General features: G+C 65.3%; 21 protein-coding genes and 1 other RNA gene. 11 read left to right on the plus strand and 11 right to left on the minus strand.

The features are described 5' to 3' along the window. Positions 1-50: 50 nt before the first annotated feature. The 4 genes from FHT09_RS14925 to FHT09_RS14940 form a co-directional block, all read right to left on the minus strand. A non-coding RNA gene (locus tag FHT09_RS14925) (sX9 sRNA) lies at positions 51-128 on the minus strand. A gap of 137 nt (positions 129-265) precedes the next feature. Beyond that, positions 266-889, minus strand: coding sequence for a DUF3060 domain-containing protein (locus tag FHT09_RS14930; RefSeq protein ID WP_104605426.1), 624 nt, complete (start codon positions 887-889; stop codon positions 266-268). A 58-nt stretch (positions 890-947) separates the two neighbouring features. After that, positions 948-2,315 (minus strand): adenylosuccinate lyase, encoded by a 1,368-nt coding sequence (purB, locus tag FHT09_RS14935; protein WP_104538034.1) that lies wholly within the window; start codon positions 2,313-2,315, stop codon positions 948-950. 36 nt (positions 2,316-2,351) lie between these two features. Next, entirely contained in the window at positions 2,352-3,674 is a 1,323-nt protein-coding gene (locus tag FHT09_RS14940) for a hemolysin family protein (RefSeq protein ID WP_104605428.1), read from the minus strand. A gap of 289 nt (positions 3,675-3,963) precedes the next feature. On the opposite strand from FHT09_RS14940, the gene FHT09_RS14945 reads away from it, so the two are divergent. Further along, complete coding sequence (locus tag FHT09_RS14945; RefSeq protein WP_104605430.1) at positions 3,964-5,367, plus strand: class II fumarate hydratase; 1,404 nt, start codon at positions 3,964-3,966, stop codon at positions 5,365-5,367. Positions 5,368-5,486: 119 nt separating this feature from the next. Here the strand turns inward: FHT09_RS14945 and FHT09_RS14950 are convergent, their stop codons facing one another. From FHT09_RS14950 to FHT09_RS14980, 7 genes are all read right to left on the minus strand, one after another. After that, entirely contained in the window at positions 5,487-5,909 is a 423-nt protein-coding gene (locus tag FHT09_RS14950) for a hypothetical protein (RefSeq protein ID WP_104605432.1), read from the minus strand. Positions 5,910-6,113: 204 nt separating this feature from the next. Further along, complete coding sequence (locus FHT09_RS14955) at positions 6,114-6,644, minus strand: DUF2884 family protein (protein ID WP_104605434.1); 531 nt, start codon at positions 6,642-6,644, stop codon at positions 6,114-6,116. Between the two features lie 33 nt (positions 6,645-6,677). Further along, entirely contained in the window at positions 6,678-7,502 is an 825-nt protein-coding gene (locus tag FHT09_RS14960) for a DUF4097 family beta strand repeat-containing protein (RefSeq protein ID WP_104605436.1), read from the minus strand. 10 nt (positions 7,503-7,512) lie between these two features. Beyond that, positions 7,513-8,499, minus strand: coding sequence for an ABC transporter permease (locus FHT09_RS14965; protein ID WP_104605438.1), 987 nt, complete (start codon positions 8,497-8,499; stop codon positions 7,513-7,515). Next, complete coding sequence (locus FHT09_RS14970; RefSeq protein WP_016901534.1) at positions 8,496-9,371, minus strand: ABC transporter ATP-binding protein; 876 nt, start codon at positions 9,369-9,371, stop codon at positions 8,496-8,498. Before FHT09_RS14970 ends, FHT09_RS14965 begins: the two co-directional genes overlap by 4 nt. Next, a complete protein-coding gene (locus tag FHT09_RS14975; RefSeq protein ID WP_003483692.1) occupies positions 9,368-9,730 on the minus strand; it encodes a GntR family transcriptional regulator in 363 nt (120 codons plus the stop codon). The genes FHT09_RS14970 and FHT09_RS14975 overlap by 4 nt, the downstream gene beginning before the upstream one ends. Positions 9,731-9,732: 2 nt before the next feature. Continuing rightward, positions 9,733-9,981: a hypothetical protein gene (locus tag FHT09_RS14980; RefSeq protein WP_047125004.1), complete on the minus strand. Its 249-nt coding sequence runs from the start codon at positions 9,979-9,981 to the stop codon at positions 9,733-9,735. A gap of 134 nt (positions 9,982-10,115) precedes the next feature. Here FHT09_RS14980 and FHT09_RS14985 point away from each other — a divergent pair, with 134 nt between their 5' ends. The 10 genes from FHT09_RS14985 to FHT09_RS15030 all read left to right on the plus strand — a co-directional run bounded on the left by FHT09_RS14985 (position 10,116) and on the right by FHT09_RS15030 (position 19,953). Continuing rightward, complete coding sequence (locus FHT09_RS14985; protein ID WP_104605440.1) at positions 10,116-10,673, plus strand: glutathione peroxidase; 558 nt, start codon at positions 10,116-10,118, stop codon at positions 10,671-10,673. 90 nt (positions 10,674-10,763) lie between these two features. Next, on the plus strand, positions 10,764-11,735 hold the full coding sequence (locus FHT09_RS14990; RefSeq protein WP_166775631.1) for an FKBP-type peptidyl-prolyl cis-trans isomerase: 972 nt from the start codon (positions 10,764-10,766) through the stop codon (positions 11,733-11,735). A gap of 24 nt (positions 11,736-11,759) precedes the next feature. Further along, complete coding sequence (locus FHT09_RS14995; RefSeq protein ID WP_047125002.1) at positions 11,760-13,109, plus strand: UDP-glucose/GDP-mannose dehydrogenase family protein; 1,350 nt, start codon at positions 11,760-11,762, stop codon at positions 13,107-13,109. Next, on the plus strand, positions 13,102-13,338 hold the full coding sequence (locus FHT09_RS15000) for a SlyX family protein (protein ID WP_005988457.1): 237 nt from the start codon (positions 13,102-13,104) through the stop codon (positions 13,336-13,338). The genes FHT09_RS14995 and FHT09_RS15000 overlap by 8 nt, the downstream gene beginning before the upstream one ends. 18 nt (positions 13,339-13,356) lie before the next feature. Further along, on the plus strand, positions 13,357-14,094 hold the full coding sequence (locus FHT09_RS15005; RefSeq protein WP_343125444.1) for a DUF2058 family protein: 738 nt from the start codon (positions 13,357-13,359) through the stop codon (positions 14,092-14,094). Between the two features lie 249 nt (positions 14,095-14,343). Beyond that, complete coding sequence (locus tag FHT09_RS15010; RefSeq protein WP_104605572.1) at positions 14,344-15,177, plus strand: transporter; 834 nt, start codon at positions 14,344-14,346, stop codon at positions 15,175-15,177. A gap of 142 nt (positions 15,178-15,319) precedes the next feature. Then, positions 15,320-16,444, plus strand: coding sequence for a LacI family DNA-binding transcriptional regulator (locus tag FHT09_RS15015; RefSeq protein WP_104605442.1), 1,125 nt, complete (start codon positions 15,320-15,322; stop codon positions 16,442-16,444). Between the two features lie 13 nt (positions 16,445-16,457). Next, positions 16,458-17,768 (plus strand): L-fucose:H+ symporter permease, encoded by a 1,311-nt coding sequence (gene fucP, locus FHT09_RS15020; RefSeq protein ID WP_104605444.1) that lies wholly within the window; start codon positions 16,458-16,460, stop codon positions 17,766-17,768. Further along, positions 17,765-18,751: a carbohydrate kinase gene (locus FHT09_RS15025; RefSeq protein WP_181141255.1), complete on the plus strand. Its 987-nt coding sequence runs from the start codon at positions 17,765-17,767 to the stop codon at positions 18,749-18,751. The genes fucP and FHT09_RS15025 overlap by 4 nt, the downstream gene beginning before the upstream one ends. Further along, the gene (locus tag FHT09_RS15030) at positions 18,748-19,953 is read left to right on the plus strand and encodes an AGE family epimerase/isomerase (RefSeq protein ID WP_104538020.1); all 1,206 of its coding nucleotides are present in this window, start codon (positions 18,748-18,750) and stop codon (positions 19,951-19,953) included. Before FHT09_RS15025 ends, FHT09_RS15030 begins: the two co-directional genes overlap by 4 nt. Positions 19,954-19,977: the final 24 nt, after the last annotated feature.

Genomic DNA, 19,977 nt, shown 5'->3' on the forward strand with positions numbered 1-19,977 from the left:
GGGTCCGACTGGAGGGCCGGCACGGTGCGGCCGGCGAGGTGGCTTGGAGCGGCTAACAAAACAACGTAGCCAGCGGTCGTCAGGTGGTGGGACGGCGCGCTCAGAACCGCAGTGTACGAGTGATACATGCCGATTCCGAGCACCGGCCGCGCCCGCCTGACGGCGGTGCAGTGGTCCAGCCCGCCGTACGACGCCTTGGATGCGGGTATCGCGAAGGTTTCAGTGCATCTACGGGCCACCGATGACCTGGGGGGCCGGCGGCGGGTCAGCGGGTGGAGATCTGATTGTCGCTGCCGTAGTCGTTGAGCACGGCGTTGCCGGATTGCTGGGTGATGCGGTTGCCGCGGCCGTGCAGCGTGGCGGAGGCGATCGCCTGCGCCTGTACCTGATTGTTGTCGCCAGGTACCAGCAGGGTGTCGATGCGACCGGCCTTGAGCATGGAGGAGCGACTCAACACTTCGACGGTCCTGGCATCGCCAGCGAGGGTGAGCTGGGCATCGTCGCCGACCAAGCGCACTGCCTCGGCGTGCTCGATGTGCACGATCGCATGCTGCCCCAGCACGGCGACCGTGCCGCAGGCGCCCTTGAGGACCAGATTGGCGTTCTGGCCGGTCAGGTCGACGTTATGCCCCTCGCAGCTGACCGTGCCGCCGGTTGAGGTGATCATCAGTGTCGGCCGCTCGCCGGTGCTGGCGGCCTGGCTAGCGCCGTCCAGGCTCGGGACCGACGGCACCGACGGCACCGGTGCGATCGACGCGCCGGCCGGCGCTTGCGGCGCGGCAGCGGCAGCGTCGGGGTGCGAGTCGGGAGCGGCCTGCTTCCCGCAGGCCAGCAATCCGCAGGCCACCGACGCAAGCAGGGAGACAGACAGCAGCGAGCGCAATGCCATGGCAATACTCCTGACAGCTGGATACAAGGGCGTGATAACGGGCGTTAGATGCCGCCGCTTAGATGGCGCGCGCCAGCTGTTCGGCCAGCCCGGTGTAGGCGCCCGGCGTCAGCGCGCGCAGGCGCTGCTTGTCCTGCTCCGGCAATTGCAGGCTTTCCACAAAGGCCTGCATGGACGCGGCGGTGATGCCCTGGCCGCGGGTCAGCGCCTTGAGCTGTTCGTACGGGTTGGGCAGGCCGTGGCGACGCATCACCGTCTGCACGGCTTCGGCCAGCACTTCCCAGGCCGCATCCAGATCGGCATCCAGACGCTCGGGATTGACGGTCAGCTTGCCCAGGCCCTTGGCCAGCGAATCCAGCGCGACCTGGGTATGACCGAACGCGGTGCCCAGCGCGCGCAGCACGGTGGAATCGGTCAGGTCGCGCTGCCAGCGGCTGATCGGCAGCTTGGCGGAAAAATGCTCGAACAGTGCATTGGCGATGCCGAAATTGCCTTCGGCGTTTTCGAAGTCGATCGGGTTGACCTTGTGCGGCATGGTCGAAGAGCCGACTTCGCCTTCCTTGAGCTTCTGCTTGAAGTAGCCCAGCGAGATGTAGCCCCAGATGTCGCGCGCCAGGTCGATCAGGATGGTGTTGACGCGGCGGCTGGCGTCGCCGATTTCGGCCACGTTGTCGTGCGGCTCGATCTGGGTGGTGTAGGGGTTGAACACCAGGCCCAGGCTTTCGACGAAGCGCTGCGCGAACGCGGCCCAGTCCAGCTCCGGGTACGACACCAGGTGCGCGTTGTAGTTGCCGACCGCGCCGTTGATCTTGCCGGTCAGTTCGACCGCGGCGATCTGCTTGCGCTGACGCTCCAGGCGCGCGACCACGTTGGCGATTTCCTTGCCCAGCGTGGTGGGCGAGGCGGTCTGGCCGTGCGTGCGCGACAGCATCGGCTGGCCGGCCTGGGCATGGGCGAGCGTGCGCAGGCTGGCGGTGATGCCGTCCAGCGTCGGCAGCAGCACCTCGCGGCGCGCCTGTTCCAGCATCAGGCCGTAGCTGAGGTTGTTGATGTCTTCGCTGGTGCAGGCGAAATGCACGAATTCCAGCGCCGGGCCCAGCTCGGCATCGTCCTTGAGCTGCTCCTTGATGAAGTACTCCACCGCCTTGACGTCGTGGTTGGTGGTGCGTTCGATCTGCTTGACCCGCGCCGCGTCGCTGACGCTGAAGTCGTCGGCCAGACGGCGCAGGGTCTGGGTAGCGGCCGCCGAGAACGGCGCCAGCTCGGCGATACCCGGCTCGGCGGCCAGCGCCAGCAGCCATTCGATCTCGACCTTGACCCGTGCCTTGATCAGGCCGTATTCGGAGAAGATCGGGCGCAGCGCATCCACTTTGGAAGCGTAGCGACCGTCGAGCGGGGACAGGGCGAGCAGGGCGGAATCCGACATGGGCAGGGCACTGGGAGGCTGGCGGGGGTGCGTATTCTACGCCGCCCCGGCGCCGGCTTCGCCGATCGGCCGCACCGTGATCGCCTGGATGCGGTGGCCGGCCATGCGCCGCACCGTCAGTGCATGGCCGTCCAGCTCCAGGGTCTCGCCCTCTTCGGGCAGCCGCTGCAACCGGTGCACGATCAGCCCGCCGACCGAATTGACGTGGTCCGGCGCGCTCAGGTCCCGGCCCAGCAGGCGTTCCAGGCGGAAGATGGAGGTGCTGCCGGCCACCAGCAGCGAGCCGTCCTGGCTGCGGACCGGGGCATCGCGCACCACGTGGCGGTGCTCGTCCTCGATCTCGCCGACCACCACCTCCAGCAGGTCTTCCAGGGTGAAGAATCCCAGGATGCGTCCCTCGTCCTCCACGCACAGCGCCAGATGGGTGGTGCCGGTACGGAACTGTTCCAGCGCGCTGGGAATCGGGGTTTCCAGCGGCAGCAGGGTGGGCGGACGCAGCAACGGGCGCAGATCGTCCAGGTCCTGGCTGCGTGCCATCGCCACCAGCAGATCCTTGGTATGCAGGATGCCCAGCACCTGCTCGCCATCGGCGTCGAACCACGGGTAGCGGCTGTAGCGCGACTCGCTGAACTCGGCCAGCACCGATTCCAGCGTCATGCCTTCGCGCAGGCTGCGCAGGTGCTCGCGTGGGCGCATCAGGTCGCCGGCGACCAGGTCGGGCAGTTCCAGCGCGTGGCTCATCAGGGCCAGCCCGTGATCGGGCGTGGCCGCGTTGGGATCCTGGCGGCCGACGATGAGCATCAGTTCTTCGCGCGAATAGCGATGCGATTGATGTTCCACATCGCCCCAGCCCAGCACGCGCAGCAGGCGGTTGGCGCTGGTGTTGAGCACCCAGATCGCCGGATACATCAGCCAATAGAACACGTAGAGCGGCGCGGCGGTCCACAGCGACATCCGCTCCGGGCGGCGGATCGCCATGGTCTTGGGCGCCAGCTCGCCCAGCACGATGTGCAGGAACGAGATCAGGCTGAAGGCGATCGCCAGTGCGGTGAACTGCGCCGCTTCGGGCGCCAGGCCGGCGCTGTCGAACAGCGGCTGCAGCAGATGCGCAAAGGCCGGCTCGCCGACCCAGCCCAGGCCGAGCGAGGCCAGGGTGATGCCGAGCTGGCACGCCGACAGATAGGCATCCAGATGCGCATGCACCCCGAGCAATAAACGTCCACGCCACCCGTTGTTCTGCGCCAGGCCCACCGCCTGCGTATGTCGCAGCTTGACCAGCGCGAACTCGGCAGCAACGAAGAAGCCGTTCAACAGCACCAGCAGCAGTGCGACCAACAACAGCAGCACGTTACCCACCATGGCGTCGGCCTCCGTGCTGCGTAACAGCGGTCACGCTGCGTGTCAGCCGCTGCGCGTCAGTGCCGGGGCGGTGTGCGAGGGAGAAAGACGCAAACGAGGCGTTTCTACAGTCAGGGTCGTCGCCCATGGCGGCGTGGTACCTCGTATGGATCAATGGGCAGTCTAGCCCACCGTTTGCGACGACACGGTCGCAACGCTGCGAGCGAGTATCGTAGGCAGCCTCGCCAGCGTGGGTGCGCCCGCTGCCAGCCATCCATCACCACAAACCAACCATGTGCGGAGAGTGCAGATGAGCGAACGTTTCAGGACCGAACACGACAGCATGGGCGAACTGCAGGTGCCTGCCGATGCCTTGTGGGGCGCGCAGACCCAGCGTGCCGTGCAGAATTTTCCGGTGTCCGGCCAGCCGATGCCGCGCGGATTCATCCGCGCGCTGGGGCTGATCAAGGCCGCTGCGGCCGGTGTCAATGCCGAGCTCGGGTTGTTGCCCAAGTCGATCGGCAAGGCCGTGCAGGAGGCGGCGTTGCAGGTCGCCGACGGCACATATGACGCGCAGTTCCCGATCGACGTCTATCAGACCGGCTCGGGCACCTCGTCCAACATGAATGCCAACGAGGTGATCGCCACGCTGGCCACGCGTGCCGGCAAGGACGCGGTGCATCCGAACGATCACGTCAATCTCGGGCAGAGTTCCAACGACGTGGTCCCCACCGCGATCCGGGTGTCCGCACTGCTGGCAGTGCAGGAACACCTGCAGCCGGCGCTCAAGCATCTGCGCAAGACCATCGACAAGCGCGCCAAGGGGCTGGACAAGGTCGTCAAGACCGGACGCACGCATCTGATGGACGCGATGCCGCTGACCTTCGGCCAGGAATTCGGTGCGTGGTCGGCGCAGCTGAGTTCGGCGCAGGAGCGCATCGACGATTCCCTCAAGCGCCTGCGCCGGTTGCCGCTGGGCGGCACGGCGATCGGCACCGGCATCAACGCAGATCCGCGTTTCGGCGGCAAGGTGGCCAAGGCCTTGTCGGGCACGAGCAAGTTCAAGTTCGAAAGTGCGGACAACAAGTTCGAAGGCCTGGCCGCGCAGGACGATGCGGTGGAGTTGTCTGGTCAGCTCAACGCGCTGGCCGTGGCATTGATCAAGATCGCCAACGATCTGCGCTGGATGAATGCCGGCCCCCTGGCCGGGCTGGGCGAGATCGAGTTGCCGGCGCTGCAGCCGGGCAGTTCGATCATGCCGGGCAAGGTCAATCCGGTGATTCCCGAAGCCACGGTGATGGCCTGTGCGCAGGTGATCGGCCACCACACCGCGATCACCGTGGCCGGGCAGACCGGCAACTTCCAGTTGAACGTGACGCTGCCGTTGATCGCCTACAACCTGCTGGATTCAATCACGTTGCTGGGCAATGTGGCGCGGTTGCTGGCCGATAGCGCGATTGCCGGGTTGAAGGTGCGCCAGGAGCGCGTGCGCGAGGCGCTGGACCGCAATCCGATCCTGGTCACCGCGCTCAACCCGATCATCGGTTATGAGAAGGCGGCAGCGATCGCCAAGCGTGCCTACAAGGAACAGCGCCCGGTGCTGGACGTGGCGCTGGAAGACAGCGGGCTCAGCGAAGCGGATCTGCGCCGTTTGCTGGATCCTGCTGCGTTGACGCGTGGTGGCATCCAGGCCGGCAGCAGTGGCGGCGGCTGACCACCGCAGTGTGCATGCGTAGGAGCGCACCCGGGCGCGACGGGCGTTGTCGATAAAGCCCCGTCGCGCCCAGGTGCGCTCCTACACGGCTTTGCGCGAATCCGCGGCTTCGCCAGGACTCAGTGCCGCTCGGCCTGCACGTTGCCGAAGCTCTCGCGGTACGGCTGCAGCGACGGGATCTCATGTAGCAATTCGCCGCTGAGCTGCTGGATCTGTGGCGTTGCGGTCAGCTTGATCGACTTGTATTCCGGATCCGCGCCAGCCTCGTTGACTGCCTGCTGCCGCAGCATCTGCAGGTGCCCGAACAGCAGCTGCAACTTGGCGCGCGTCGGCTCCTTTTGCGGCAGCGCGATATCGTCGATCTTCAGCGTGCCGTCCGGGGTGATTTCCGCATTGGCCGCCGGTGGGCGGCGGATCATCACCGACTGAGTGGTGATGGCAACGCGCGGCTTGCCGCGTTCGGCGCGCCGCGACGACTGGTCGCCACAGGCGGTCAGGGCGCATAGCAGAAGCGCCATGCAGAGCATCACGAACTTGTTCATGGGGTCGCTGGGTTCGGAGGGGTGCACTAGTGTAATCCCGCTCCGACCGGCCGATCGGCGCCTGCGGCACATGGCGCGTCTGACAAGATGTCGCAGGCGGCATCGGGTGCCTGGCGTGCGCGCAGCAATCGGCGTGACGGTCCCTCCGGTTCCGATCAGCCGCTGCGCCCGTCGATGAGGGTGCATCGGCGATCCAGGCCACGCTTACTTGCGGCAGTCGTCGACATCGTGCTGGGTAAGCGTCGAGTACGGCGCAAATGCCGGCACCAGATGCGCGGCGGCGTCCTGCGCGTTGCGCAGCTTGGCCAACTGATCGCAGATCTGCATCGCCTTGTGTTTGAAGGTTTCCGCCTGCGCCTCGATCTTGTCGCCGATCTGTTCGGTGTTGCCGCTGAACAAACCCTTGAGCGCTTCGCCGGCGGCGTGCGCACCGAAGGCCGCGCCCTGCGTGCCGATGTCGATGCCTTTTTCCGCGACGCCCTGAATCTGCACGTAGAAACCGCGCATCGCCTGCCGCTGCGCATCGTTCAGGCTCACCGGCTTGCCAGCGATGCTGAGCGCGCCATCCGCACCGATGGTGGCCTCGGGCAGGCCGTCGCGGTGGAGCGTCAGGCTCTTGCCGTTGAAGATCACCCCGCTCGCGTTGGTCTGGCCCGACACAATGACCTTGGGTTCGGACTTGTCGCAACCGACCAGCAGCGCGCCCACCAATACCGCACAAATCAACAGTTTCATCAGCCGTCCCCCCTCGAATGGTCAATGCAGTGGTCAGTTGTCGGTCGGCATGCGGGTGTTGCCGGCAACGTCGCTGACGTCGATATCTCCGCTGCCCTTGCGCGCGACGCTGACGTCGCCGCGCACCTTGTGCACACTCAGGGCGCCGGAGTTGACCGCTTCCACGCCCACATCGCCCTGCACATCCTCGATGTCGACATCGCCGGAGCCAATCGTGCCGAGCTTGACGTTGCCCGCAACGCCGCGCAGCTTGACGTCGCCCGAACCGACCTTGCCGACCTCGGCCGCGCCATGCACCTGCCTGGCCTTGAGATCGCCCGAGCCGACCGCCAGCACGCGCAGCGACCCCATCTGTTCCAGCTCAATATCGCCGGAACCGACCTTGGTGGTGACCCGGCCCCTGGTGCGGCGGATGGCCATGTCGCCGGAGCCGACATCGGCACTCACCGCGGCAGCGCCGCTGATCTCGGCGTCGCCGGAGCCCACGTCGAACTGCATCAGGAGCGCGTCGGGCACGCTGCCGCGCAGGTCCAGGTACGCGTAGCTGTCGCCGATGGAGATGCGCAGCGGGCGGTCATCGGCCAGCGTCACCACCAGCTTGTCGCCGACACGCTTCTGGGAGACGGTCAGGCCCTTGAGCAGATCGGCCCTGGCTGCGCAGGCGCGGCCGCTCAGACGCCCGCCGTTGCCCGGCGCGGCGTCCAGATGCAGATCGTTGGAGGCGACCTCGAACAGCACCGACTTCACTCCACCCAGTTTCAACTCCAGGCTGCGCGGTTCGGAGAATTTGCATTGCTCCTCGGCAAACGCAGCGCCGGGCAAGGCGAACAGGATGGCCAGACTCAGCAGACGATGCATGGGATGTCCTTCAGGCTTCGGAGCGCCGACGGCGCAGGTAGATGGAGGCGGCGATCAGGACAACGCCGATTGCAGCGCCGATCCAGATGTCCGGATTGCCGTAGACCCGCGCGCTGTCGGTGTGCTGCAGCGCCCACTGCACCAGGTCGCTGGGGTTCTGCATCGCGCTGCTGTCGAGGTTGCCGCTGACCGCACGCGGCGACCAGGTGCCGGGCAGGGCGCTGAGCAGGCCGCGGTAGCCGACGATGTACCAGATCCAGCCGATCGGCAGCGAGATGCCCGGCATCGCCGAGAGGATGCTCAGCATCACGCAGGCCAGCAGCGGGAACAGCACCGCCCACAGGAACGGCTTGCTGGTGGCCCAGGCCGAGCAGAACATCAGCCAGCCCACCGTCGGCAACGCCCACAGCAGACTCATCGGCACGGTCTTCAGCAACAGCCACAGCAACGAGAACGGGTGCGAATGGGTCGCCAGGGCCCAGGGGCTGGGGACGCCGGCGATCGAGGCGCCCACGATGGCGATCAGCCATAGCGCCAGGCCGACCAGCGCGCCGATCGCAATGGCGATCAGCGGCGCCAGCAACAGCGCCCAGGCGGCCTTGGACAGCACCGTCTGCACATCTGACACCGGCAGCGATTTCCAGAACAGCACGCTGCGGTCGCGGCGGTCGTCGTACAGGCTGCCCAGCGAATAGAAGAACACCACAAACGCCAGCACCACCGAGGCGATGCCGATACCGCCGAGCAGCAGGCCGTCGCCGACCTGGCCCAGGGTGCGCGTGTATTCGGCCAGATCGTCCATCGTGATGCTGTCGCCGATCATGTTGCGACGCGCGCTGATCGCGCCGATCACCGCGCCCAGCAGCGCGAAGAACACCGCGATGCCGCCGGTGATGATCTGTGCCCAGACGAAACCGCCACGGTGTTCCCAGTACTCGCGTTTGAGCAGCCAGCCGAACGTGCGTGCGGGAGAAGCTTGGTGGGTGAGTGCATTCATGCGTAGGTCCCCTTCATGACCGCAACGAACAGGTCGGCAAGGCCGGGATTGCGGGTTTCGCCAAAACGGGCGAGCTGCGCTTTGGGCACGCCATCGAACAGCATCACGGTCTTGCCGAACGGCAGGCTGCGCTCGTCGATCGGCTGCAGGCCTCGGGCGGCGTCGAGATGCTCGGCACCCACCAGCACTTCGGTGTAACGCTCGGCCACGTTCTCCATGTCGGCGGTCAGCACGATGCGGCCGTCGCGGATGAACATCACATCGGTGAGGATGTGTTCGATCTCTTCGACCTGGTGGGTGGTGACGATGATGGTCTTCTGCTCGTCAAAGTAGTCCTCCAGCAGGCGCTGGTAGAACTGCTTGCGATACAGGATGTCCAGGCCCAGGGTGGGCTCGTCCAGCACCAGGATGCGGGCATCGATGGCCATCACCAGCGCCAGGTGCAGCTGCACGATCATGCCCTTGGACAGCTCGCGCACCCGCGACTTGCGGTTGAGCTGCGTATTGGCCAGGAAGCGCTCGCACTTGGCGCGATCAAAGCGCGGATGCACGCCGGCGACGAAGTCGATCGCCTCGCCGACCCGCAGCCAGCGCGGCAGCACCGCCACGTCGGCGATGAAGCAGACCTCGTTCATCAGTGCGTTGCGCTGGGTGCGCGGATCCATGCCGAGCACGCTCAGTTCGCCGTCGAAATCGGTCAGCCCCAGCACCGCCTTGAGCGCGGTGGTCTTGCCGGCGCCGTTGGGGCCGATCAGGCCGACGATGCGCCCGGCGGCGATGGTGAAGCTAGTGTTGTCCAGCGCGAGCCGGTGCTTGTAAGCCTTGCGCAGGCCACGTGCGTCGACCACATGGTCGGAGGAGACGGCGGTCATGGTGTTTTTCCCTGTGGCAACAGATCGTCGATGGACAGTCCCAGGCGCTGGATGCGTTCCAGCACCGCGGGCCATTCTTCATTCAGGAAACGCTCGCGCTCGCTGCCGCGCAATTTCTGTGCGGCCTCCGGGGTCATGAACATGCCCAGGCCGCGGCGTTTCTCCACTAGGTTCTCGTCGGCCAGTTCCTGGTAGGCACGCGAGACGGTGATCGGGTTGAGTTGGTAGTCGGCCGCCACCTGGCGTACCGAGGGCAGGGCATCGCCCGGCTTGAGGATTCCATCGAGCATCATGGCAATCACCCGTTCCTTGAGTTGGCGGTAGATGGGAGCGCCGTCGCTCCATTGGATGTCGTTCATGGTCAGCTCCGTGGGCGCAGAACCTGCGCGAAGGAGAAATAGGGCATCGACAGCGAGGTGCGCAGGTGCCGGCTGGGCCGGGTGCGCGCCTCGGGGGGAGTTGTCGCGTTTTCCGTAACCGCCTCCGACACGCCATAATCGGCGCCGGATTCCGTGACCTGACTGGAAGCGGCTCCCAGGCAACCAATGGCGAACAGGGCGCTGCCGAACAGCAGCAGTGGAGCTGGTCGCGTGAAGCGTGTGCTGTTCATGCTTTCCCCTGCGTTGGATGACTGGTGTTGTATTCAACTATAACACCGACACGCAGGCAGTCAACTGCCTGTCATACCCAACTGATGGCACCCCGCGTCGTTGGGTGGCCGGAACCAACCGAAAGGGATCGCTCATGTTGCTCAAGCGTCTGCTGGTCGTTGTATTTGCTGGCTTTTTCTCCGTCTCGGCGCTGGCCGCCGATGCGCCGCTGCTGGATCTGGACTATCGGCCGCTGGCCGGCAAGGCGCCGATCAACCTGAACCGTACCTACGGCGGCAAGGTGCTGATGGTGGTCAATACCGCCAGCAAGTGCGGCTACACGCCGCAGTACGAAGGGCTGGAGGCGCTGAATCAGCGCTTCGGCAGCCGCGGCTTCTCGGTGCTGGGCTTTCCGTCCAACGATTTCCAGGGGCAGGAACCCGGATCTGAGAAGCAGATCCAGGAATTCTGCACGCTGACCTATGGCGTCAAGTTCCCGATGTTTGAGAAGGTGCATGTGCTGGGTGCGCAGGCCACGCCGCTGTATCAGCGCCTGACCCAGGCCACGGGTGTGGCGCCGGGCTGGAACTTCCACAAGTATCTGATCGGTCGCAATGGACGCGTGGTGGCGCAGTTCCCCAGCAAGATCAAACCGGACGATCCGCGCGTGTTGGCGGCAATCGAACGCGCGCTCAGCGCGCCGTCGCGCTGAGCGCGGCGCTCGCAAGCTCGCGTGCGCATGCGACAATGCGCATTCAGCGCCGGCGTCGGCGTGTCTTTTCACTTTCGGGAAGTGCATCGAATGAAGATGGGAAAGCGCGGCGCGGCGGCGTCGCTACTGATGGTGGCAGTGTCGGCATCGATGCCGGCGATGTCGCAGCAACCGGCCGCAGCGGCCACCAAGGAGAAGCCAGTTTTGAATGCATCGTCTGAGAAGAGCACGCGCGACAACGTCAGCTACGCCATCGGTATGGATGTGGCACGTTCGTTCGAGCCGATTGCCCAGGACATCGATGTAAGCGCGCTGCAACGCGCCATCGAGAATGCATTCAAGGGCGGCAAGCCGCTGTTGTCCGACGAACAGACCCAGGCCACCGACACCGCATTGCGCACCGCGCTGGCGGCGCGTAACGGTCAGCAGGTCCCGGGCATGGCGCCAGGTAGCGCGCCGGCCGCGCCGTCCAAGGAAAATGTCGGCCTGATGCTGGGCGATCGCGCGGTCGGTCCGTCGCTGGCCGGTATCAAGGACGAGATCGATCTGTCGATCCTGATGGAAGCGGTGCGGACCGTGTTCGCCAAGGGCACCACGCGTCTGACCCAGCAGGAAGCCGCTGCCACCATGCAGGCGTTTGCCTCTGCCAAGCAGGGCGCTGCCGGCGCCAAGAATCGCGAGGAAGGCAATGCCTTCCTGGCCAAGAACAAGACCGAGAAGGGCGTGATCACCACCGCGTCGGGCCTGCAGTACACGGTGCTGCGCCAGGGCAGCGGCGAGCGTCCGATGCCCACCAATACGGTGCGCGTGAACTACGAAGGCAAGCTGCTCAACGGGCAGGTATTCGACAGCTCCTACCAGCGCGGCCAGCCGGCCGAGTTCGGTCTGAATCAAGTCATTGCTGGTTGGACCGAGGGCGTCGCATTGATGCCGGTCGGTTCGAAGTATCGTTTCTGGATTCCATCCAACTTGGCCTATGGCCCGAACGGCACGCAGGGGGGGCCGATCGGACCAGACGCAACGTTGACGTTCGATGTCGAACTGATGGGTATCCTTCCCTGATCCCCCACAGGAGTACCCCCACCCATGCGAGTTGCGATCTTTGGTACCGGCTATGTTGGTCTTGTCACCGGTACCTGTCTGGCGGAAGTAGGTCATCACGTTATCTGCGTGGATATCGACCAGGCGAAAGTTGATGGTCTCAATCGTGGGGTGATTCCCATCTATGAACCCGGCCTGGAGCCGATGGTGAAAGCCAACCACGCCTCTGGCCGGTTGCGCTTCACCACCGATGCGGCCGAGGCGATTGCGCACGGCGAAATCACCTTCATCGCCGTAGGCACGCCGCCGGACGAGGACGGCAGTGCCGACCTGCAGTACGTGCTGGCGGTTGCGCGCACCGTCGGTCGGCATATCGATGGCCCGTCGGTGGTCGTCAACAAGTCCACCGTGCCGGTCGGCACCGCCGACAAGGTGCGCGCCGCGATCCAGGAAGAGCTGGACGCACGCGGCCTGGACCATGAGTTCGATGTGGTCTCCAACCCCGAGTTCCTCAAGGAAGGCGACGCCGTGGCCGACTGCATGCGTCCGGATCGCATCGTGATCGGCGCCAAGAAGCCGGCGGCCATTGCTCGCATGCGTCGTCTGTATGCGCCGTTCAACCGCAACCGCGATCGCATCGTGGAGATGGACGTGCGTTCGGCCGAGCTGACCAAGTACGCGGCCAACGCAATGCTGGCGACCAAGATCAGTTTCATGAACGAGATCGCCAACATTGCCGAGCGTGTCGGTGCGGACGTCGAGCACGTGCGTAACGGGATCGGTTCGGATCCGCGCATCGGCTGGCACTTCATCTATCCCGGCGCCGGTTATGGCGGCTCGTGCTTCCCGAAGGATGTGCAGGCACTGGCCAAGACCGCAGAGCAGTACGGCATGGAGCCGACCCTGCTCAACGCGGTGGAAAGCGTCAACAACGCGCAGAAGGGGCACCTGTTCGAACTGGTGCAGCGTCATTACGGCGCTGAGGGCACCGGCAGCATTGCCGGCAAGACCTTCGCGGTGTGGGGCCTGGCATTCAAGCCCAATACCGACGACATGCGTGCCGCGTCCAGCCGCCGTTTGATGGAGCAGTTGTGGGAGGCCGGTGCCACCGTGCGTGCCTACGACCCGGAAGCAACCCATGAAGCCAAGCGCATCTTCGGCGAGCGCGACGATCTGACCTTCTGCGACGAGGCATTTGCCGCACTGGAAGGCGCCGACGCCCTGGTCGTGGTCACCGAGTGGAAGCAGTTCCGCAGCCCGGATTTCGGCAAGATCAAGCAGGCCTTGAAGGACGACGTCGTGTTCGACGGCCGCAACCTTTACGATCCGCAGGAAATCGAGGCCGCAGGTCTGGCCTACTACGCCATCGGACGAGGCCGTTCGTTACATGCATGAGCAACTCTCGCCGCGCGACCAGGCACTGGACGCGCGGTTGGTTGAACTGGAAACGCGCCTGTCCTTTCAGGAGCAGGCGCTCAATGAACTGAGTGAAGCACTTGCGGACGCCCGTTTGACGGGCGCCCGCAATGCCGAACTGATCCGCCACCTGCTCGAGGATCTGGGCAAGGTGCGCTCCACGTTGTTTGCCGACGCTGCGGATGAACCGCCGCCTCCGCATTATTGATTGCAGATTGCCACCGCCATGAGCGATACCTTACGTGACCAGTTGCTTGGGTTGGGCTTCAAGTCCGCACCCAAGCCCGAACGCAAACCCGACGCACGGCCTGCCGCGCGTCAACATGGCAACGGTGGCAGGCCTGCGCCCGGCGGCAACAAGCCGGGCGGCCAGGGCAGGGGACCGCAGCGGCCGCATGCCGCTGCGGCGACCGACGGCAAGGACGAGCGCAAGAACGACCGCAGGCCGGAGCGTCGCAACGATGGCAAGCCGGCAGCGGCTGCACGTCCGCAGCAGTCCACCGCCGACCGTCGCGGCCCCAGGCCGGCACGCACGCGCGAAGACATCGACCTGGCCAAGGCCTATGCGATCCGCGCGCAACGCGAGAAGGATGAGCGCATCGAAGCCGAGCGGCTCAAGCAGGAAGAAGCACGCCTGCGTCGCGAAGCCAAGACCAAACTCGAGGAGTTGCTCAAGGACAAGGGGCTGAATCATGCCGATGCGGATATCGCCCGGCATTTTCCGTATGGCGGCAAGATCAAGCGTATCTACGTGACCGCCGATCAGCTCAAGGCGCTCAATGCCGGCGAGCTGGGCGTGCTGCAGCTCAACGGCCGTTACCTGTTGGTGACTGCCGAGGTACTGGCCGAGGCGGAAGCGGTATTTGCGCCATCGGTAGCATTGAAGGTGGACCCGAATGCGCCGGCAGGCGAAGACCCGTATGCCGATCCCCAGTACCAGGTGCCCGACGACCTGGTCTGGTAACGCTGCGTGTAGTGTTTGTTGGCACATGGGCACCTGATGGGTGCCCATGTTCTTTGGGTGCGTTGCCCTGTGTGTTGCGTGCTTGAATCGTGAATTGCGCACCTTCGGTTTGAACTATGCGGCAAACCTACCGCCGGCGATACACGGGCCGGTCACGGCGCGCGCGGCACCATCGCCGCGTTACTGGCCGACGCATCCGGACATGGTGTCCACTGCGTTGCCGCTCACTCCCTGCCGATGGTGCCGCGTATGTCCATGTTGTCGAAAATGTCGAATTCCTGTGCCATTGCGTCGATTGCGTCCACCGCACGTGATGCTTCGGGTTTGCAGCCCACTCGCGCCCTGGTGCCCGCCGCGGTCGTGCTCGCGTTATGCGTGGTGAGTCAGCAGGCCGCTGCACAGACGGAGGACGCACCGGCGTTCGACCGTCCCGGTATTCCATTTGCCGCCGAAGTGCTGCAGCCCGGCGTGTTTGCCTGGGAGCAGGGCCTACCGGATGCGAGTACCGATCGCAGCGACGGGCAGCGAGTCACGCAGTACACCGCCGATACGGTGCTGCGCCTGGGTCTGTTCCAGAACGTGGAGCTGCAGGTCGGGAGCGACAGCTACAACTGGCAGCACGGTGGTGGTGAACATGTGCGTGGCGGAGGCGATAGCCATATCGGCTTGAAAGTGGCATTGCCGTCGCAGTCGGACAACTTTCATTGGGCTGCGCTCGGCAGCTACAGCGTGCCGACCGGCAGCCCCGCCTTCAGTGATGGCTACGCGCGCGAACTCGGCGTGACCGCGTCCTGGGATCTGGCCCAACAGCGTGCACTGGCGCTGTACGTCAACTACGCGCGCGACAGCGACGGGCATACCTGGACCTTCTCGCCCAATTACACGTTCTTTGCCGGCGAGCATTTCAGCAGCTACGTGGAAGCAGGCTTCGACACCGGCAGCGAGCACTCGCGCGTGGCCGGTGCCGGCGGTGCCTGGCAGTTGCCGTATGCGATGCAACTGGATATCTCGGTGCTGCGCGGGCTGACCTCGGAGAGCCCGGACTGGCAGGGCGGGATCGGCCTGTCGATCGCGTTTCAATGATGGGGATGGAAGGGCAGTAGTTGAACGCAGTTGCTACGCATGCTGCACTGCCGCATGCATTGGGCGCGCGGACAAGGCCTAATTGGATCGATCCAATCGACGCCTGACGCATGCGCACTTTTTTCATTGTTAGGTCGGCAACGTGACGCGTGCCAAGCCGCCGCCCTCCGCTCCAGAGGACGGCGACGCGCGCCGCAGCGGACGTGGCGCAGTGACCTTGCGCGATATCGCCGCCGCCATCGGCGTGTCGCGCGCGACCGTGTCGTTGGTGCTGCGCGGCAGCCCGCTGGTGCATGCGGCCACGCGCGCGCGCGTGGAAGCCGAACTGGATCGGCAGCATTACGTCTACAACCGTGCTGCGGCCAATCTGCGCCGCCGTACGTCATCCAGCGTCGCGCTGGTCATCAACGATCTGTCCAACCCGTTCTTTGCCGAATTCGCTGCAGGCGTGGACGAGGCGCTGGGCGCGGCCGGTTATGTGACCCTGCTCGGCAGCACCGGCGAATCGACGCAGCGCCAGCAGGCAGTACTGACCTCGCTGATGGAGCACACGCCTGCCGGCATCATCCTGTCGCCGGCCGAAGGCAGCCAGGCGCAGGCACTGACCCAGGTGCTGGGGCGTCAACACAACGTGGTGTTGTTCAACCGCGAGGTGGAAGGCGCGGGCTGGGATCTGCTGGCGCTGGACAACGAGCAGGGCGCGTTGCTTGCCTGCGCGCACCTGATCGCGCAGGGCCATCGGCGCATCGTGTTCTTCGGTGGCCACGCCCAGTCCAGTTCCTGCCGGCAACGCCGCGCCGGTTACGCGCGCGCGATGGCCGATGCCGGTCTGGTCGTGCACTACGTCGAATCCGCACCGAACCGGCAGGATGCTGCACTGTGCGCCGGTCGCATGTTGGATAGCGCCGAGCACGATCGCGCAACTGCGGCGGTCTGCTACAACGACAGCGTCGCATTGGGCCTGATGGCGGCGCTGGCGATGCATGGCATCGTGCCGGGGCGCGACTTCGCGGTGACCGGCTTCGACGATATCGCCGAAGCCGCGCTGTTTACGCCCGCGCTGACCACCCTGGCCGCAGATCCGCGTGCGCGTGGCCGCCAGGCTGCGCAGCTGGTGTTGCAGCGTATCGGCAGTCCCGCCCTTGCATCGCAACGCCTGACCGCCGCAGTCGAATTGAAGATCCGCGCCAGTAGCGCCAGCGCGTCAAGCTCCGTCGTTCCGCTTCACTCCCCCAGCGATTCCCCCACCAAGGCCTCAGGCCGCTGACCAGGCAACTCCTATGGTTTCCCTTTCCACGCAATCCACTGCGCCAAGCGGCAACAAGGCGCCCGTCAACAACCGCGTAGCGTTGTCGGTCGTCACCACCATCTTCTTCATGTGGGGCTTTCTTACCTGCCTCAACGACATCCTGATTCCGCATCTGAAGGCGGTGTTCGAACTCAACTTCGCGCAGGCGATGCTGGTGCAGTTCACCTTCTTCGGCGCCTATTTCCTGATGTCGCTGCCGGCCGGTTGGCTGGTGGCCAGGCTTGGCTACAAGCAAGGCATCGTGGCCGGGCTGGCGGTTGCCGCGATCGGTGCGTTGGGCTTCTGGCCCGCGGCAGAACTGCGCGTCTATGGCGCATTTCTCGGCGCGCTGTTCGTGCTGGCCACCGGCATCACCATCCTGCAGGTGGCCGCCAACCCGTATGTCGCGCTGTTGGGTCCGGAGCGCAGTGCGTCCAGCCGGTTGACCCTGGCGCAAGCGCTCAATTCGCTGGGCACGGCGATCGCGCCGCTGTTCGGTGGCTGGCTGATCCTGTCCAACACCGTGATGAGCGGCGACCAGCTCAAGGTGCTGCCGGAAGCCGAGCAACTGGCCTATCGCGTGCAGGAAGCGCAAGCCGTGCAGGGGCCGTACATCGGTCTGGGCATCGTGCTGTTTCTGCTGGCGATCTTCGTATTCCTGTTCCGTCTGCCGGCTCTGACCGATGCGGGCGCGCAGAAGGATGACAGCGGGCATTCGCTGCTGGATGCGCTGGCGCATCCGCATGTGCGCTTCGGTGTCTTGGCGATCTTCTTCTATGTCGGTGCGGAAGTGGCGATCGGCAGCCTGATGGTCAATTATTTCTCGTTGCCGCAGATCGGCGGGTTCACCGAGCGCCAGGCGACCCACTACGTGTCGGCGTACTGGACGCTGGCGATGATCGGCCGCTTCATCGGTTCGGCCTTGCTGGCCAAGTTGTCGCCGCGCGTGCTGCTGTCGGTGTTCGCCGGGATCAATGCACTGCTGCTTGGTCTGACCATGGCCAGTGGCGGCATGCTGGCGGTGTATGCGCTGGTGGCGATCGGCCTGTTCAATTCGATCATGTTCCCGACCATCTTTACGCTGGGCATCGAGCGGCTCGGTCCGCTGACCGGCCGCGCCTCGAGCCTGTTGATCATGGCCATTGTCGGCGGCGCCATCGTGCCGTATCTGCAGGGTCTGCTGGCCGACAGCATCGGTCTGCACGCGTCCTTCGTGCTGCCGCTGGTGTGCTACCTGTACATCGTGTTCTACGGCATCTGGGGCTCGCGTCTGCGCGGCGCACTGGCGGAGGCGCACGCATGAGTGCTGCCAAGGACCGGGTGGTCTGTTTCGGCGAGGCCCTGATCGACATGCTGGCACTGCCGCAGGCCGGTCCGGATGAGGCACGCACGTTTGCGCAATACGCCGGCGGTGCGCCGGCCAATGTCGCGGTCGCGGTGGCGCGGCTGGGTGGCGCGGCGCATTTCGTCGGCATGCTGGGGCGCGACATGTTCGGCGATTTTTTGCTGCAGAGCCTGCAGCAGGCCGGCGTCGCCACCGATGGCATCGTGCGCACCGATCAGGCCAAGACCGCGCTGGCCTTCGTGGCGCTGGATGAAGCCGGCGAGCGCAGTTTCAGTTTCTATCGTCCGCCTGCGGCGGATCTGCTGTTCCGGCCGGAGCATTTCGCCGCGGACGGCTTCACGCAGGCCGCCGTGCTGCATGTGTGTTCCAACAGCATGACCGAGCCTGCGATCGCGCAATGCACGCTGGACGGCATGCGCCGCGCACGCGCCGATGGTGCCATCGTCAGCCTGGATCTCAACCTGCGCCCGATGCTGTGGCCGCAGGATGTGGACCCGGCTGCGCTGCTGTGGGAGGCGTTGGCGCTGGCCGATGTGGTCAAGCTCTCGCGCGAAGAACTCGATTACCTGGCCGGCACGCTCGATGGCGACGCCAGCGCGGTCGTCCGCAAGCTCTGGCAGGGCCAGGCCAGCTGGTTGCTGGTTACTGACGGTGGCGGGCCGGTGCACTGGCAGACACGCACCGATTCGGGCCAGGTGCCGGCCTTCCGCGTGCAGGTGCGCGACAGTACGGCAGCGGGCGATGCGTTCGTCGGTGGCTTGCTGTTTCAGCTGGCGACGCGTGCGTCCACGCTGGAGCAGCTGTCCGGCGATGCCGCCGCGATCACCGAGGTGATCCGTTTTGCCGCGGCGGTCGGCGCGCTGGCGGTAACGCGCAAGGGCGCGTTTGCGGCCATGCCGAGCGTCGATGAAGTCCATTCCCTGATCCAGGAACAATCATGAGCCGTTTGCCTGCGAGCCCCGCACCCGATTTCCGTTCGGCCGATGTACTGCGTCAGCATATCGCCGACACCATGGCGTTCTACCACCCGCGCGCGATCGACCCGGCGGGCGGGTTTTTCCAGTATTTCCGCGACGATGGTTCGATCTACGATGCCGGGCATCGGCATCTGGTCAGCAGCACGCGCTTTGTCTTCAACTACGCGATGGCGTATCGCGAATTCGGCGATGCGCAGTACCTGCAGGCGGTGCGTCACGGCCTGGACTATCTGCGCAACGTGCATCGCAATCCGGCCACCGGCGGCTACGCATGGACCTTGCGCGACGGCGTGGTCGAGGACGACATGAATCACTGCTACGGCGTGGCCTTCGTGCTGCTGGCGTACTCGTGCGGCCTGAAGGCGGGCATCGAGGAGGCGCGCGCATGGATGGACGAGACCTGGCAGCTGCTGGAAAAACATTTCTGGGAGCCGGAATTCGGCCTGTACCGCGACGAAGCCGATGCGCAGTTCAACTTCACCAGCTACCGCGGCCAGAACGCCAACATGCACATGTGCGAGGCGATGATCGCCGCCTACGAAGCCAGTGGCGAACAACGCTACCTGGACCGTGCGCTGTCGCTGGCCGACACCATGACCCGGCGTCAGGCGGCCAAGGCCGACGGCCTGGTGTGGGAACACTACGATCTGCAATGGAACATCGACTGGGACTACAACCGCGACGATCCCAAGCACCTGTTCCGCCCCTGGGGTTTCCAGCCGGGCCATCAGACCGAATGGGCCAAGCTGCTGATGCTGCTGGATCGCTACGCACCGACCGACTGGCTGTTGCCGACCGCGCAACACCTGTTCGATGTGGCAGTGGAGCGCTCCTGGGATGCGCAGCGTGGCGGGCTGTATTACGGCTTCGACCCGGACGGCAAGGTCTGCGACGACGACAAGTACTTCTGGGTGCAGGCAGAATCGCTGGCGGCGGCCGCATTGCTGGCGCAGCGCAGCGGCGAGCAGCGCTATTGGCAGTGGTACGACCAGCTCTGGGAATATTCCTGGAAGCACATGGTCGACCACCGCTACGGTGCGTGGTACCGCATTCTGGACGCGGACAACCGCAAGTACAGCGATGAAAAAAGCCCTGCCGGCAAGACCGATTACCACACCATGGGCGCGTGCTACGAAGTCTTGAACGTGTTGCGGCCGGCTGCTTGATGCTGGTGTGATCAAGGGCGCCGC

The organism is Xanthomonas sp. CFBP 8152 (genome assembly GCF_014199025.1).
Taxonomy (GTDB): domain Bacteria; phylum Pseudomonadota; class Gammaproteobacteria; order Xanthomonadales; family Xanthomonadaceae; genus Xanthomonas; species Xanthomonas arboricola_B.

What these genes read in the sequence shown, in the direction of transcription:
- purB (WP_104538034.1), bottom strand. Translation starts at nt 2,315, where the DNA reads ATGTCGGATTCCGCCCTGCTCGCCCTGTCCCCGCTCGACGGTCGCTAC.
- FHT09_RS14990 (WP_166775631.1), top strand. Translation starts at nt 10,764, where the DNA reads ATGAAGATGGGAAAGCGCGGCGCGGCGGCGTCGCTACTGATGGTGGCA.
- FHT09_RS15010 (WP_104605572.1), top strand. Translation starts at nt 14,344, where the DNA reads ATGTCCATGTTGTCGAAAATGTCGAATTCCTGTGCCATTGCGTCGATT.
- FHT09_RS14965 (WP_104605438.1), bottom strand. Translation starts at nt 8,499, where the DNA reads ATGAATGCACTCACCCACCAAGCTTCTCCCGCACGCACGTTCGGCTGG.
- FHT09_RS15005 (WP_343125444.1), top strand. Translation starts at nt 13,357, where the DNA reads ATGAGCGATACCTTACGTGACCAGTTGCTTGGGTTGGGCTTCAAGTCC.
- FHT09_RS15000 (WP_005988457.1), top strand. Translation starts at nt 13,102, where the DNA reads ATGCATGAGCAACTCTCGCCGCGCGACCAGGCACTGGACGCGCGGTTG.
- FHT09_RS14955 (WP_104605434.1), bottom strand. Translation starts at nt 6,644, where the DNA reads ATGAAACTGTTGATTTGTGCGGTATTGGTGGGCGCGCTGCTGGTCGGT.
- FHT09_RS14930 (WP_104605426.1), bottom strand. Translation starts at nt 889, where the DNA reads ATGGCATTGCGCTCGCTGCTGTCTGTCTCCCTGCTTGCGTCGGTGGCC.
- FHT09_RS14960 (WP_104605436.1), bottom strand. Translation starts at nt 7,502, where the DNA reads ATGCATCGTCTGCTGAGTCTGGCCATCCTGTTCGCCTTGCCCGGCGCT.
- FHT09_RS15030 (WP_104538020.1), top strand. Translation starts at nt 18,748, where the DNA reads ATGAGCCGTTTGCCTGCGAGCCCCGCACCCGATTTCCGTTCGGCCGAT.
- FHT09_RS14980 (WP_047125004.1), bottom strand. Translation starts at nt 9,981, where the DNA reads ATGAACAGCACACGCTTCACGCGACCAGCTCCACTGCTGCTGTTCGGC.
- FHT09_RS14970 (WP_016901534.1), bottom strand. Translation starts at nt 9,371, where the DNA reads ATGACCGCCGTCTCCTCCGACCATGTGGTCGACGCACGTGGCCTGCGC.
- FHT09_RS14945 (WP_104605430.1), top strand. Translation starts at nt 3,964, where the DNA reads ATGAGCGAACGTTTCAGGACCGAACACGACAGCATGGGCGAACTGCAG.
- FHT09_RS14975 (WP_003483692.1), bottom strand. Translation starts at nt 9,730, where the DNA reads ATGAACGACATCCAATGGAGCGACGGCGCTCCCATCTACCGCCAACTC.
- FHT09_RS14940 (WP_104605428.1), bottom strand. Translation starts at nt 3,674, where the DNA reads ATGGTGGGTAACGTGCTGCTGTTGTTGGTCGCACTGCTGCTGGTGCTG.
- FHT09_RS14985 (WP_104605440.1), top strand. Translation starts at nt 10,116, where the DNA reads ATGTTGCTCAAGCGTCTGCTGGTCGTTGTATTTGCTGGCTTTTTCTCC.
- fucP (WP_104605444.1), top strand. Translation starts at nt 16,458, where the DNA reads ATGGTTTCCCTTTCCACGCAATCCACTGCGCCAAGCGGCAACAAGGCG.
- FHT09_RS14995 (WP_047125002.1), top strand. Translation starts at nt 11,760, where the DNA reads ATGCGAGTTGCGATCTTTGGTACCGGCTATGTTGGTCTTGTCACCGGT.
- FHT09_RS14950 (WP_104605432.1), bottom strand. Translation starts at nt 5,909, where the DNA reads ATGAACAAGTTCGTGATGCTCTGCATGGCGCTTCTGCTATGCGCCCTG.
- FHT09_RS15025 (WP_181141255.1), top strand. Translation starts at nt 17,765, where the DNA reads ATGAGTGCTGCCAAGGACCGGGTGGTCTGTTTCGGCGAGGCCCTGATC.